At 34.6% G+C, this 12,843-nt stretch carries 16 protein-coding genes and 1 pseudogene; 6 read left to right on the plus strand and 11 right to left on the minus strand.

The window, feature by feature from the left end; translation table 11 throughout:
* Window positions 1-96: 96 nt before the first annotated feature.
* From WAX46_RS10395 to WAX46_RS10415, 4 genes are all read right to left on the minus strand, one after another.
* Window positions 97-459 carry a hypothetical protein gene (locus WAX46_RS10395; RefSeq protein ID WP_226568906.1) on the minus strand — a complete coding sequence of 121 codons (363 nt, stop codon included), beginning with the start codon at window positions 457-459 and terminating at the stop codon, window positions 97-99.
* A 473-nt stretch (window positions 460-932) separates the two neighbouring features.
* The gene (locus WAX46_RS10400) at window positions 933-1,256 is read right to left on the minus strand and encodes a hypothetical protein (protein ID WP_336493870.1); all 324 of its coding nucleotides are present in this window, start codon (window positions 1,254-1,256) and stop codon (window positions 933-935) included.
* 315 nt (window positions 1,257-1,571) lie between these two features.
* Window positions 1,572-2,687 (minus strand): hypothetical protein, encoded by a 1,116-nt coding sequence (locus WAX46_RS10410; RefSeq protein ID WP_226568902.1) that lies wholly within the window; start codon window positions 2,685-2,687, stop codon window positions 1,572-1,574.
* Between the two features lie 393 nt (window positions 2,688-3,080).
* Window positions 3,081-3,587 (minus strand): hypothetical protein, encoded by a 507-nt coding sequence (locus WAX46_RS10415; protein WP_336493871.1) that lies wholly within the window; start codon window positions 3,585-3,587, stop codon window positions 3,081-3,083.
* A gap of 263 nt (window positions 3,588-3,850) precedes the next feature.
* On the opposite strand from WAX46_RS10415, the gene WAX46_RS10420 reads away from it, so the two are divergent.
* Genes WAX46_RS10420 through WAX46_RS10440 form a run of 5 tightly spaced genes read left to right on the plus strand, consistent with a single transcriptional unit; the run spans window position 3,851 to window position 7,288 of the window.
* Window positions 3,851-4,135, plus strand: a complete 285-nt coding sequence (locus WAX46_RS10420; protein ID WP_226568898.1) for a circular bacteriocin, circularin A/uberolysin family — start codon at window positions 3,851-3,853, stop codon at window positions 4,133-4,135.
* 43 nt (window positions 4,136-4,178) lie between these two features.
* The gene (locus tag WAX46_RS10425) at window positions 4,179-5,666 is read left to right on the plus strand and encodes a hypothetical protein (protein ID WP_226568896.1); all 1,488 of its coding nucleotides are present in this window, start codon (window positions 4,179-4,181) and stop codon (window positions 5,664-5,666) included.
* Complete coding sequence (locus WAX46_RS10430; RefSeq protein ID WP_226568894.1) at window positions 5,656-6,264, plus strand: ATP-binding cassette domain-containing protein; 609 nt, start codon at window positions 5,656-5,658, stop codon at window positions 6,262-6,264. The genes WAX46_RS10425 and WAX46_RS10430 overlap by 11 nt, the downstream gene beginning before the upstream one ends.
* Window positions 6,242-6,748, plus strand: coding sequence for a stage II sporulation protein M (locus tag WAX46_RS10435; RefSeq protein ID WP_226568892.1), 507 nt, complete (start codon window positions 6,242-6,244; stop codon window positions 6,746-6,748). The genes WAX46_RS10430 and WAX46_RS10435 overlap by 23 nt, the downstream gene beginning before the upstream one ends.
* Before the next feature lie 30 nt (window positions 6,749-6,778).
* On the plus strand, window positions 6,779-7,288 hold the full coding sequence (locus tag WAX46_RS10440; protein WP_226568891.1) for a hypothetical protein: 510 nt from the start codon (window positions 6,779-6,781) through the stop codon (window positions 7,286-7,288).
* Between the two features lie 613 nt (window positions 7,289-7,901).
* Here WAX46_RS10440 and WAX46_RS10445 read toward each other — a convergent pair.
* The 4 genes from WAX46_RS10445 to WAX46_RS10460 form a co-directional block, all read right to left on the minus strand.
* Complete coding sequence (locus WAX46_RS10445; RefSeq protein WP_226568888.1) at window positions 7,902-8,027, minus strand: DNA/RNA non-specific endonuclease; 126 nt, start codon at window positions 8,025-8,027, stop codon at window positions 7,902-7,904.
* An 83-nt stretch (window positions 8,028-8,110) separates the two neighbouring features.
* Window positions 8,111-8,230 carry a DNA/RNA non-specific endonuclease gene (locus tag WAX46_RS10450; RefSeq protein WP_226568886.1) on the minus strand — a complete coding sequence of 40 codons (120 nt, stop codon included), beginning with the start codon at window positions 8,228-8,230 and terminating at the stop codon, window positions 8,111-8,113.
* Window positions 8,231-8,246: 16 nt separating this feature from the next.
* Window positions 8,247-8,507, minus strand: coding sequence for a hypothetical protein (locus WAX46_RS10455; RefSeq protein WP_226568884.1), 261 nt, complete (start codon window positions 8,505-8,507; stop codon window positions 8,247-8,249).
* Window positions 8,508-8,855: 348 nt separating this feature from the next.
* A complete protein-coding gene (locus WAX46_RS10460) occupies window positions 8,856-9,104 on the minus strand; it encodes a DUF2651 family protein (RefSeq protein WP_226568882.1) in 249 nt (82 codons plus the stop codon).
* A 244-nt stretch (window positions 9,105-9,348) separates the two neighbouring features.
* Here WAX46_RS10460 and WAX46_RS10465 point away from each other — a divergent pair.
* Window positions 9,349-9,543, plus strand: a pseudogene (locus WAX46_RS10465) (tyrosine-type recombinase/integrase); the annotation flags it as partial.
* Window positions 9,544-9,658: 115 nt separating this feature from the next.
* On the opposite strand, the gene glnA reads toward WAX46_RS10465, so the two are convergent.
* The 3 genes from glnA to WAX46_RS10480 form a co-directional block, all read right to left on the minus strand.
* Window positions 9,659-10,993 carry a type I glutamate--ammonia ligase gene (gene glnA / locus WAX46_RS10470; RefSeq protein ID WP_226568880.1) on the minus strand — a complete coding sequence of 445 codons (1,335 nt, stop codon included), beginning with the start codon at window positions 10,991-10,993 and terminating at the stop codon, window positions 9,659-9,661.
* A 60-nt stretch (window positions 10,994-11,053) separates the two neighbouring features.
* Window positions 11,054-11,464 carry a MerR family transcriptional regulator gene (locus WAX46_RS10475; RefSeq protein WP_226568878.1) on the minus strand — a complete coding sequence of 137 codons (411 nt, stop codon included), beginning with the start codon at window positions 11,462-11,464 and terminating at the stop codon, window positions 11,054-11,056.
* Window positions 11,465-11,565: 101 nt separating this feature from the next.
* Entirely contained in the window at window positions 11,566-12,834 is a 1,269-nt protein-coding gene (locus WAX46_RS10480) for a methionine gamma-lyase family protein (RefSeq protein ID WP_336493877.1), read from the minus strand.
* Window positions 12,835-12,843 lie beyond the last annotated feature (9 nt).

Genomic DNA, 12,843 nt, shown 5'->3' on the forward strand with positions numbered 1-12,843 from the left:
TCAAAAAAGATTGTATAAATACTAATTGAAATAACTAACATAGAAATTAAAAGTAGAGATATTTTTAACAATCGCATATATATCCCTCCACTTAAATTATTGTGGTTTTATCCAATAAGGATACATTTTACCATTAATAGGATTTCTTAAAACTTTAACCTTAATCCCAGTACCGCCAGCATTTATAATAGCAGCCATCTTATTAGCTCTACAAGAATCAATATACACTGTACCTGCTACTCTGTTCCCATCATAACGATTGACTCCTCCACAGTTTTTCTTCTTCTTTGCCATTACAGTAATCTGCGGTTGAGATTTCGCTAAAAATGCATTTGCTTTATCATAAGCTTCTTTAGTTTCCATAACAAACGTTCGCGATAAACCGTCCTTTTCATTAAAAAGGACATTCTCCGCAACAGGAGATTCCGCTCTAACCTTTATACTCCCACCTATTGACATCCCTATGTAATCATCATCAGATGAATCCTATTAATTTTCTTCTTTAATATAACCAAGAAAGAACACTGATGTGGGTTCTATATTTGGAAATTTATTTTCAAAACATGTTTTTCTGTATTTAAATGCATTTTAAAAAAACACATCAATATCATTTTCCAATGATTCGATTTTTTCCGTAGCGCTCCTGAAGAAAACGCCAAGTTCGATTGAAAAAATGCCTTTTCACGCTCCGGCGAAAGCCCCGAATTTTTTGAGGGGCTGGCTGGAATCATGAACGAACAGCACCGGACGGCATCTTTCCGTTTCTGAAAACCACATGCAATGATCATCAAAGCACCTCCACAGTTAAGGAACACAGAAATGTTCCTCAAAACGAAACAATGAAAAATAAAAAATGCTTTCGGACACCGCAATCAAAAAGTATCAGCAAATTCAATGATATTCAGAAACAAAAAAACAGGCCTTCAGTCTGTTCACTTTAATATGTTGTTGATGAATTTAGTATGTAGATCATCAGCTTTATAAGACAATAAAACATCTTCAGCAACTTCATTAGTCAAGTGAGGAAGACCTTTTATTTCAGCAAGCTTTTTTCTAAAGTCTTCTTTGCTGACTTTAGACTTTTCCATAGTGATCTTCATGAAATAATCATCTAATTCAGAAATCTGCTTTTCAGTAAAACTATACTTTAGAAGAGCTAAATCTCTTGTTCTAAATTCAGGTGCTAAATGATCGTGCAAAGCCACAATCGCATTTTTCATGTGCATTAATTGACAATACAATTCTTCTTTACCCAAAATTCCTCCTCCCAATTAAAAGAATCACTGAGCAATACGATTTAAAATATATCGTATAATTTTTGTTATGACAGAGGTACACATACATAGAAAGGTGACAGTCACTACCCAGTACATATTAGACATGTCGAACCCAGTGTATGCAAATATGAAGATGGTCGATGTGATAAATGTGATAATTAGTACCACATAGACCTTCTTAAAGATTAAATAGCCGATAATCCCCCAAGCCAAATACAATAATGGCAATGTGAATAACACAAGAGCCATGGGTTGAAGATAATGTAAGCTAATATACTCCACTCTCCTCACCAGTTATTTTATGACTTCCAAGCTCGTCATTTCCCAATCTCTATCAGATTTTAGCGATATCTCTTTAGAGTCTTTGCTTTCAATATTATATTCAATAATTCTGCCAATAACTCCATCCTTATCTCTATCAAACATTCTTACCAATGCATAAATCTTGCCGTCTAAAATCTTGACCTCTTCTAAACGTTCGTCATCTGATTTAAAATTAAGTGGAATTTTTTCAGATAATATCTCTTTGAAGTCTCTGTTAAACATTTTTACTTCACCTTCATAGGAAACTATTGTGACTTTATCATTGTCTACACTGGTCTTGTAGATAGTGAATCCCTTGTCCATTACGATCTCTCTTTTTGTATCGAGAGTTTTTTTGTCGAGTACAACCAACATTGATTCTTCCTTACTGTCAACACCATCGTTTACGGCAAGAATTAATTTTTCATTGTTTAATGACTTCAAAGATTCATTGTTGTCAGGAAAAAAGACTGATTCGACGTCTATCTTTTTTCGTTTTTCTTTATGAGTTTTAGGGTCTATTGAAGATACTGTGACACTTTCATCATTGCTGAGAATGGCATAGATTTTTTTGTCTTCAAATATAGCTGTTGTTAATTCTCCATCTAATTCAACTTGATTTTTGTCGTTGTTATCTTCATTCCAATATACTAATTCGCCTACTAAGCCATCCTCTGTAAAACCCACGTTAATGTCGTGTAAAACATACCCATTAGAGTAGTTAATAAAGAATGCTCCCTCGTCTTCTGTAGATTTTGAAAGTGATTTTGTATTCAAAGGCTCTACCCTACCTGTCTTTTTATTTAGAGACACATGATAATTAGACCTATTAGATGAGAAGTACATATTATTATCACTCTGAGTAGACGAAGTAAATCCCACGCAGTCTTTTAATGACACGCTTGATAGCTTACTCCCCGTATTGTTATAGTTTACTATCTCGCATCCCCTATCCATCATTTTTGAGTAAATTACAGCAAATTTACTGTCTTCCATATCGCTCAACTCTTTTTTAGGAGAGTCTACTACTGCATCCTGCCTCTGTGAACATGCTGAACAAATTATTGCTATGATACAAATGGATACAAGTATTTTAAAATAATTCATTCAATCATCTCCTTTCAATTTTAAACAAGCAAAGCAATCGGGACACCCCGACTGCTTAACCTCTTACTTTTTATGATAAAAAACCTTCGTGTTGTTAGAGTTAACTAATTCCATTGGCGATACGACTGTATCAAATTTTATATTGTCAATATCGTGACCTTGATTCTTCCAAGCTCTCCAAGCCAATTGAGAACAATAGAATTTTTTTGTAGTTTTCTTATCAAGCCAGTTCATATTGTATGGCTTCTTCTCTTTAGCTTGTTTGCATATTTAGCCGCATTAATATACTTCTTGTTATTAGACTTCTTCACCCAAAGCCCATAAACCTTCTTTCTAGTACGCCATGTATTATTGTATTTTCTGACTCCATGCTGTTTAATCGGACTCCAATTCTTATGCCAAGACTCTACTGTCTGTTTTTTTTTCAGTAGAGACAATTGCGGCATGTCCAAGTCCAATTACAGAACTACCTGAGTTCAAGTCGTAACTCACCAATACATCGCCTTTAGTTCCTAGGCTCTTGCTCTTGCTCTTGCTCTTGCTCTTACTCTTGGCGTTTACGCTCCTCTTTTCTCTCTCTTCGTTGTACTTAGGCAGATACTCGTCGATCACGCCATTTTTAATATATTGGTTAATATCTTTCTTTGACTCTTTGTACAGTGCTTCTGCTTTTTCTTCCGTAGATACAGAGCTATATTCTTTTTTACTCATTTCATAAAGCTCTTTAATTTGCTTAGAGGTTACTCCTTCTGCTTTCATCTCAGCTACTTCTTTTTTGACTCTTTTATCATTCATAGAAGGAAATACATCTTTTGCTATCGCTTTCCCTTCCAAACCAAGCCCAGTGAATAATACAGATGCTGACAACAAAGATGTGACAATAATGTTACTTATTTTCATATTATTACCTCTAATTCCTTTTATAGTGTGAAACACACATACCATTTCAGTATTATAAAAGGATACTGTGAGCTGAACCTAGTACTATATTTTTCACAGTTTCTCTTATTGTAAATGCAGTCTTTATTATTATTTTAAATTCATATAACAATGGGATCATTTAACTATTTTTATTTAAATTGTAAAGAATGTTGAAGTTATACAATTTTTATGACAAAATATAAAAAGGGGGAGAAAATAATTAAAAGAAAAGGGGAATACTTATGAAAAAGTTATTTGGTTTTGGCTTTATGTCACTAATCGCAACAATTGCTGTAACTTCTGTTGCTTTTATGAGTGTTAATCAGAACTTTTTAGTAGCAAAGCTTGGTATTGAAATAAGTACAGCTAAAACAATTGCAGATCTTATTATGGCAGGCGGAACAATCGCAACTATTATTGGTGTTGTCGGTGCAGCTACAGGCGTAGGGCTTGCTTTAGCTGGTGCTATTGGGGCACTAAAGGCAATAGCAAAAGCACAGGGGAGAAAAGCAGTAATTAACTACTAATCTTTGTCTTCTCCCCCTATTACTATATATTAGGTGATATTATATGAGATTAGCTTTACTATTTCAAAAAATGTATCTTAGAAAGAAAATAGATGAAGCATCATTACCACAATGGTTCGGTCATGCTACATATTTATTTCTATTTTTAAGTTTCTTCATCATTTACCCTGCAATAGGCATAAGCTTATTTTTTGTTTTAAAAGCTCGACTATTAGACATTTCTCTAATAAGTACCATATGTTGTTTCTTAGCAATAATTGATGCGAGAGATTTCCCTATAAAAAATTATTTAGTTTACACTTTACATCAAAATATAGTTGTGAAAAGAACAGAATCATACAGAAAAATTTATCGACATATTTATTTTTATTTTTTTGGTAAAACTGTGTTGAAATTTTTCTTGATGTTTTTTTTGCCTATGTTCATGATTGGAAATCCAATAGTGATTATTTCTTTGTTGTTATTAGTTATATTAATAATCTTAACAGTGATGAACTTTTCTTCCTATCAATTTTATAGAAGCTACTTCCAAAAAGGACTTGGCCAAAATGTGCGACTTTTAAAGCTCATTTTAGTATGTTTTACTGTCTATATCGTATTGTTATCAATTTTACATCTTTTTAAGTCGGAAATAATACAAATCTATAGTCATTTTCAATTTGATATATTCAACATCTTGACAGAACTGTTAATCGTCTGTTCGGTTCTATTTATTCTGTCTATGATGCTTCACTATCATAAGGTGATTCGGAAAATTGGTAAAGAAGAAGTAAATACAAAAGAAGCTGTTGTTCAGCACAGGCTAGGATTTAAAAAGTTGATTTTCTTTAACAAAGATATCTTACTTGTAAAAAGGACTTACCACAATAAACTCAAGTTCTTAAAATATTTATATGTTCTACATGTATGTTCGTTAGCAACTGTTCCAATGTTAGTTAATTTATTTTTAAAGAATAATTCTTATGTTATACTATCCATCATATTTATATCTGTGGCTTTTTCAAATTTTATAACCGATTACTTAAAAAAGGTCATTAGCCCTGATATTGAATTTTTTGCATTGCCACCCAATACTGCATGGAACATTTCTTTAAATGAAATCTTAATACAGAAAGTTTACTTGTATATGATTTTATCTGGGATACCAGTAATCTTTAGTGTCATCACAATGATCATCTTACATATTCCTTATCCAATCATTACTGGCGTTGCTCTTTTAATTGTTTTTGTATTTATCAACATGGGGCTAGCTGCTACCATTGGTGCAATACTCTTTCCGAAAATAAATCCTGAGAGTGATTATGAAATAGGAAACTCAAGTAAAGCAGTCATGTTTGAAAATGTTTATTTGTACATAATCTCTATTTTGCTTTCCTTTATTTTTATTATGGAAATTTTTAATCTGGATATGCTTTTTCATTTAGGAAAGTACATAGTGACTTTAATTGTTATTCAGTCTTCGATTATCGTCGTCGCGGTCTTGTATTTGAGAAATACCAAAGTGAAGGATGTGATTAAAAATGCAAGTTAAGGAAGCATCTTTTAGTTATGGAAACAGTTTGATCTTTGAGAAGATCAATTTAGAGTTAATGCCAGGCGAGATTGTTGCGATAGTTGGTTCTAATGGCTCAGGTAAATCTACATTATTAAAGTGTATAGCAGGTATTTACGAGTTAGATAGTGGTGATATTATGAAAGAGACCGAGGAAAATGTAGTGTTCGTGCCTGACGTCCCTAGGTCGTATGAATATTTAACTGGATATGAATATCTTGTATTTATACAATCTGTTTTTAAGAAAAAAGATGTTTCAAAGATTCATGGTATTTTAGAGGACTATACTCTATATCCGAATAAGGATAAATTGATCAAACATTATTCACACGGAATGAAACAAAAATTGGCGCTTTGTGCCGCACTCATCAATGAAGATATTCATTATTTATTATTAGATGAACCACTTACAGGTATTGATGAGAAAAGTCAAAAAGTGATCATTGAAAAATTTAAAGAACTTACAAGCAAACACTGTTCCATTGTATTTTCAACACATCAGATCGAAACTTTAAGAGAGATATGTGATAAGGTATTTTATTTAGAGGATCATTATGAAGAACTTGTTTATAAATAAAATTAGACTTTCAGCAGTGTCCATTTTTTTCATAATTCTTCATGTAGTATTCGGTGTTATTGGTTTTATATTAACTAAAAAAGCACCCTCGGATGTCATGTATGTAGAGGATAGTGTGTACCTTTATTTTACTAACAATTTTTTATACTGTATGGTTCTTGTCGTTGGCGTCGTTACAGCAGGCTTACTCACTACCTTTCTCATCGCTACAAATGCATACTTGCTTGGAGTGACAATGAAGGGAGCTCTATTGTTAGGTCATGATGTTGGATACATTCTTTATCATATTTTGCATGGAGTGATTGAGCTTCCTGCAATCTATTTTTTCTATAAAATTGGTATTTATCCAGTGAGTTTATTTTTAAAATATTTTGTTGTTGGTAACAAGTTTGACTTTTGGATAGATATTTATACAGTCATCAAAAATTTCATTTTTGGGACAGTATTGTTATTGTTGGCTGCAGTAATTGAATTTTTATTATAGTGTATTTCTTTTGTTTATAAGGAGAGGAACATGTTAAAAAAAGAGAAGCTTTCATTGCTATTTATCTGGAGCGTAATTATCGTCATTCATTTCATAGTGTCGCTTTACATTACAGAAGCTATTTCTGTCCCTTTGTTAGAAAAGTCATCAATCAATGTAGGGGAAAATACTGTAATATTAATGACAATTGTACTTTTAATTTTAGCGTCATTAATTGATGTTGTGATTGTTTCTTTACTCATTCATATTAGCTCTGTCATGATGAATATTAGAATAAGTATGATGAAAAGTTTTTTCATCGCTAGTTTATTTAATCTCATTTTGAATCTAAACCAAGTGATAGAAACTATTGCTTTATCAAACGCAAATAAATTAACAACAGAAAATTTCTCAACGTATATCTTCTTCAATCCGTTCTTTTATCTAGGTTTAGTAGTTGTTGGTGTATGGTTAAGGTATTTTGAGAAGAAACCAATTGTACAAATAATTTTGATTGCTGTTGTCATCTGTGTATATAAATCTTTGTCTGTGTTTATTTAAATGTACAAAAAAGGGGATTTAATTTATGTCAAATTCATCAAAGAAAAATACTAATTTGATCTTTTATATAGGTGTTGGAATAGTTATCTTACTTATTGCCTTTTTGAAGTTTAGTCATATTTCCGGTACGATGGAGGTCGTGTTGATCTTAATCGGGTTAATAATTTTATTTACAATTAAGATTCTTACTAGAGAAAAAAAGCAGTAACGTCTTTATTTGAAGTACTATGTTTTAAAAATATAATGAGAACATGATCGAACGGCATAATGAATAGGCATATCTGTTTGATTATGTCTTTATTTTATTTATAATTGTTCTGTCGTCACCTAGTAGAAGAAATATATTTAACTTACACTAGAAGATGCCTAAATTCTATATATAAAAATAACATAATGAAGAGTTTATAATCGGAATATTGAGAAATTATTTCTGCTACTTCTTTATAGTTTTCTTTTATTTTTTTCTATACTTTAACCTCATGGTTTATTTCTAATAGTTCTAAATCTCTTTTGCTCTCCGATTTTATATTCTATAAGCTACAGGTCTTAATTAATCATTCTTATAGATAGGTTCGATTTTAACCTCTATATGCTTTGGAGGGTCAGCCGGCCGTTAATGCTTTTTTCCACTTGTGTTCTGCCCCATCTGATACCATTTCCCGCCACTTCGATTGATATGTGAATTCATCGGAAGTAGGTTATCAACATCTCCAGACCCTTCGAAAATAGATGCGATCAAAAATGACCTCCGTCATCATCCAGTAATCGATCTGGCTTTATTGAATTGGCCTGAATTGGATTGAGCGTATTGATTTCTTCTGTTTAAATCACTTGATTCGACTTTGACAATGCGCGTCCGTAGTGATCCGTTGTGTAGGTGTAGTCTTGTTTTGTTGAATAGAGGACATTTGGTTTTAATACTTTCTTGCGTTTCCACCTCACATAATGATCTCCATATTTAACGACTGTTGGGTGCTGGTAATCTTCTGCCTGTCTGCGAGATTCCGTAGCCTGAATTGTTATCTAGACGTTTGGCCATTGAGAGAAGCTTATTTTTGATATTCTCCCCGTCAAAAACAATATACGGTAGTTTCCCTCCACCAGCTATTTGAAACTTTGGTGAGTATGGCAATAGATTCGGAATAGAGACTCTATCTATTGATCTTGCTCCTTGTTCAAGCCCTTTCTTCACTGTTGTTTTGGCAGCTGTTGTCCCCATTTTTGTTATGGCTTCTGCCCCTTTAGAACCAAGACGATTTCTGCTAGAGAACCAGTCGCATTGGTTCGCCTATGCGATCGAGAATACGCATCACCATCTATGTCCTCTTTTTGGAATGAGTCTGAAATAGATTCCCCAATTGATTTGGATGTATCACTTGTTTGGAGAAGACATTAGACCAAAGAAGAAACCACAGTAAAAGAATTTAAGCACTTAAAAGGGACTGTTTGAAAATGATTTATCTGTTTTCTATTAAGTGAGGTGCAGTTTTTAAGAAAAATGGAAAACAAATCTAAAACTAAAAAATAACTCCTTCAATAATATAACAACCGATTTTGCTATGTTATTTTATGACTTCTTCTTATTTAAAATCTTGTGAATCAATAATGCAATATATGAAGAAATTAATGAAAATAAAGTGTAAACAACTGCCCAGCCTAAAAATGAGACATTAAAAATTGTAAATGTTAGGAGGATAGAAATAAAAAAGCTAACAACTGGCATTAAATAAATCTTTTGTACAAACAATGTGATAATAAATGAAAATATGATAATACTTACTGGAAGCCAGCCGAATGCAAATTCTAGATCTGTCATATCAATTCTCCCTTTAGATTACTTATTGAATATATTGATAACATCATTTCTATTGTTCTAACATGAAAAAGTCATACTCAAACACATGATTCTTATCCAATATTTTGTCAAGACCTCTTATCTCTAATGAACTCAACCTTGAATCGGCTACACTGAGTTAGACATATAAATTAAGGTCAGATAGACTTGTTTAAAACCTTTATACAAGAAGCGTCTACTATGACCAAACGAACACGCCGTAAATATCCCAATCCATGGACTAAGACATAGTCATGCAGTTCTATTATTAGAAGCTGGTCAAAGTATGAAATTCATCCAAGAAAGATTAGGACATAAAAATATAAGCATAACTTCTGACGTATATGCTCACATAAGTGAAAAACTCGAAAATAAATCTGTGGACAGTTTCGAGAATTACATCAACTCGATTTTGAGTTAAATTTTTTTGTTGAATATGGTGGTCAAAAAGTGGTCAACCTTGATTCAGGCTGCGGTCACTCTATATTTGACCACCAAATCTGTTTTCAAAACCTTGTTAAATCAACGTTTCTTTATTAATACTGAGACATATACTGATCGCGTTCCCATGGGTGTACTTGGGTGCGGAACATATCCCATTCGATTTCTTTTGATTCCATGAAGTGCTCGAATAAGTGATCGCCTAGTGCATTGACCATGACTTCGTTTGATTTTAGCAGCACTAGCGCTTCTGCAAGTGTTGCAGGTAAGTCATCGATACCGTTTTCAAGGCGCTCTTCTTTGTCCATGACATAGATGTTTCTGTCAATTGGCGCTGGTGCGTCTAGTTTGTTTTTGATTCCGTCTAGACCTGCTGCAAGTAATACACTTAGTGCAAGGTATGGGTTTGCAGATGGGTCTACGCTGCGCACTTCTACACGTGTGCTGATGCCGCGTGATGCTGGGATACGGATCAATGGGCTGCGGTTTTGTGCACTCCATGCGACATAGCAAGGTGCTTCATAACCTGGTACAAGACGCTTGTAAGAGTTTACTGTAGGATTTGTGACCGCTGTAAAGCTTGTTGCATGCTTCACAATACCTGCGATAAAGTGTCTAGCTGTCTCGCTTAATTGTAAATCTGCTTTTTCATCATAGAATGCGTTTTTGCCATTTTTGAATAATGATAGGTTACAGTGCATACCAGATCCGTTAACACCGAACAATGGTTTTGGCATGAATGTCGCATGAAGTCCGTGCTTTCTCGCAATCGTTTTAACAACGAGCTTGAACGTTTGAATATCATCACAAGAACGGATCGCACCTGCATATTTGAAATCAATTTCATGTTGTCCAGGTGCTACTTCATGGTGAGACGCTTCAATTTCAAAGCCCATTTCTTCAAGCTCAAGCACGATATCACGGCGGCAGTTTTCACCTAGATCTGTTGGAGCAAGGTCAAAGTATCCACCTTTATCGTTTAGTTCAAGCGTTGGCTCGCCTTTTTCATCTAATTTAAATAAGAAGAATTCTGGCTCAGGTCCAAGGTTGAAATCACTAAATCCTAGTTCTTCCATTTCCATTAAGATACGCTTTAAGTTGTTACGAGGGTCTCCATCAAATGGCGTCCCGTCCGGTTTATAAATGTCACAAATAAAGCGTGCAACTTTACCTTTTTCTGCTGTCCAAGGGAAAATAACAAATGTGTTTAGATCTGGATATAGATACATATCTGATTCTTCAATACGTACGAATCCTTCAATGGATGAACCGTCAAACATACATTTGTTATCGAGAGCTTTTTCTAACTGGCTCACAGGAATCTCAACATTTTTAATCGTTCCGAGAATGTCTGTAAATTGCAGACGGATGTACTTTACGTTTTCCTCATTTACTAATTTTACGATATCTTCTCTTGTGTACTTTGCCATTTCGTAAAACTCCTCCCCTACAAAAAATAAAATGTTTATAGCAATGCGTTTGCTAATATGTTAACGGAAGAACCTTGACATATCCCCTTGCCTAAAGGTCGTTCCTTGTTGGAAACGTCCAGCCTGAATGAGTTCCTTCTTCAGTAGCTTCCTGAGTTCATCATCTGTCAAGTTGTGCTTAGCTGCGGTTTTTTCCTCCGTCTTTGTTTCAGACGCAGAATTCTCCGCCTCAGCTTTGGCAAAAAGCTTTTTGATTCCTGCCATGTTTACACCTTGTTCGATGAGGTTTTTAATTTCTAGTAATTTATCAACATCATGGAAAGAAAATAATCGGCGATTTCCATCACTTCTTGCTGGAAATACTAAACCATTTTCCTCATAATAGCGAATTTGTCTTGCAGATAATTCTGTTAGCTGCATGACAATCCCAATTGGGAATAAAGGCATTGAGCGGCGAATGTTATCACTCATCTCAACTGTCTCCTCCTCTTTGCTTAAATTTATTATATGTCATGTTATATTATGTGTCAAACATATGTTAGGAATATTAACATTGATTTTTTTCGAGCAGGTCATTCGATAAAACCTTGTTCCAATAAGGCGTCTATAGCACTGCAAATCGCATTTTTCACATGGGCATACGTGAGTCCACCTTGAACGTAGGCAGTATAAGGTGGTCTGATTGGACCATCAGCCGATAATTCAATACTAGCTCCTTGTACAAAAGTACCAGCCGCCATAATGACATCATCCTCATAGCCTGGCATGTAGCTCGCATGTGGTGTGACGTGACTGTTGATAGGAGATGCATATTGAATGGCCTGACAGAACGCAATCATTTTTTTAGGATCTCCAAATTCTACAGATTGAATCAAGTCCGTTCTTTTTGCATTCCAAACTGGGTTTGTTTGGAACCCTAGCTTTTCAAGAAAACGAGCCGTAAACACTGCGCCCTTTAAGCTTTGAGCAACGACATGTGGTGCTAAAAAAAATCCTTGATACATTTCTTGGAGCGCATACAGCGATGCACCCGCTTCACTGCCGATGCCTGGCGATGTCATTCGATAAGAGCAAGCTTCTACCCATTTTTCTTTTCCAACGATGTAGCCACCTGTTTTGGCAAGACCCCCGCCTGGGTTTTTAATGAGAGAACCGGCCATGAGGTCTGCTCCAACATGACAAGGCTCTTGTAATTCAGTAAATTCACCATAACAGTTGTCAACAAAGACAACGATCTCCTCATTGATCTCTTTCACAAATGAAATCATTTGTCCGATTTCTTCTATTGTAAAGGAGGGTCTTGAAGCATAGCCTTTTGAACGCTGGATGCCAATGACTTTTGTTTTAGAGGAAATAGACTCTTTTACTTTGTCATAATCGACTGATCCATCTTGGCGCAAATCAATGGCCTTATAATCAATCTGGAAGTCTTTTAATGAGCCTGTCCCTTCTTTGCCGCGAATCCCGACAATTTCCTCTAAGGTATCGTACGGTTTCCCTGTCATGTAGATCAATTCATCGCCAGGTCTTAGCACACCGAATAAGGCGATAGAAATCGCATGTGTTCCGGAAATGATTTGCGGGCGTACAAGACCGCTTTCCCCTCCAAATACATCCGCATAAATTTTTTCTATGATATCTCTTCCCCTATCATCATAGCCATAACCAGTTGTCGGGTTAAAATGAGAGTCACTGACTTTATGCTTCCGGTAGCTTTCAAGAACCCGCCACTCATTTTTCTCACTCTTTTGATCAATTTGCTGATGCATGTGTAAAATGTCTTGTTCTGCTTCTGCTGCTATTTTTTCTAAAATGGTGCCATGTTTTAAAGTGTGAAACATCGTATTTAA

The sequence above is a fragment of the Bacillus sp. FJAT-53060 genome (assembly GCF_037104745.1).
Lineage (GTDB): Bacteria > Bacillota > Bacilli > Bacillales > Bacillaceae > Bacillus > Bacillus stratosphericus_B.

What these genes read in the sequence shown, in the direction of transcription:
- WAX46_RS10410 (WP_226568902.1), bottom strand. Translation starts at nt 2,687, where the DNA reads ATGAATTATTTTAAAATACTTGTATCCATTTGTATCATAGCAATAATT.
- WAX46_RS10425 (WP_226568896.1), top strand. Translation starts at nt 4,179, where the DNA reads ATGAGATTAGCTTTACTATTTCAAAAAATGTATCTTAGAAAGAAAATA.
- WAX46_RS10475 (WP_226568878.1), bottom strand. Translation starts at nt 11,464, where the DNA reads ATGAGTGATAACATTCGCCGCTCAATGCCTTTATTCCCAATTGGGATT.
- WAX46_RS10420 (WP_226568898.1), top strand. Translation starts at nt 3,851, where the DNA reads ATGAAAAAGTTATTTGGTTTTGGCTTTATGTCACTAATCGCAACAATT.
- WAX46_RS10455 (WP_226568884.1), bottom strand. Translation starts at nt 8,507, where the DNA reads ATGGGGACAACAGCTGCCAAAACAACAGTGAAGAAAGGGCTTGAACAA.
- WAX46_RS10415 (WP_336493871.1), bottom strand. Translation starts at nt 3,587, where the DNA reads ATGAAAATAAGTAACATTATTGTCACATCTTTGTTGTCAGCATCTGTA.
- WAX46_RS10460 (WP_226568882.1), bottom strand. Translation starts at nt 9,104, where the DNA reads ATGACAGATCTAGAATTTGCATTCGGCTGGCTTCCAGTAAGTATTATC.
- WAX46_RS10440 (WP_226568891.1), top strand. Translation starts at nt 6,779, where the DNA reads ATGTTAAAAAAAGAGAAGCTTTCATTGCTATTTATCTGGAGCGTAATT.
- WAX46_RS10435 (WP_226568892.1), top strand. Translation starts at nt 6,242, where the DNA reads ATGAAGAACTTGTTTATAAATAAAATTAGACTTTCAGCAGTGTCCATT.
- WAX46_RS10395 (WP_226568906.1), bottom strand. Translation starts at nt 459, where the DNA reads ATGTCAATAGGTGGGAGTATAAAGGTTAGAGCGGAATCTCCTGTTGCG.
- glnA (WP_226568880.1), bottom strand. Translation starts at nt 10,993, where the DNA reads ATGGCAAAGTACACAAGAGAAGATATCGTAAAATTAGTAAATGAGGAA.
- WAX46_RS10480 (WP_336493877.1), bottom strand. Translation starts at nt 12,834, where the DNA reads ATGTTTCACACTTTAAAACATGGCACCATTTTAGAAAAAATAGCAGCA.
- WAX46_RS10430 (WP_226568894.1), top strand. Translation starts at nt 5,656, where the DNA reads ATGCAAGTTAAGGAAGCATCTTTTAGTTATGGAAACAGTTTGATCTTT.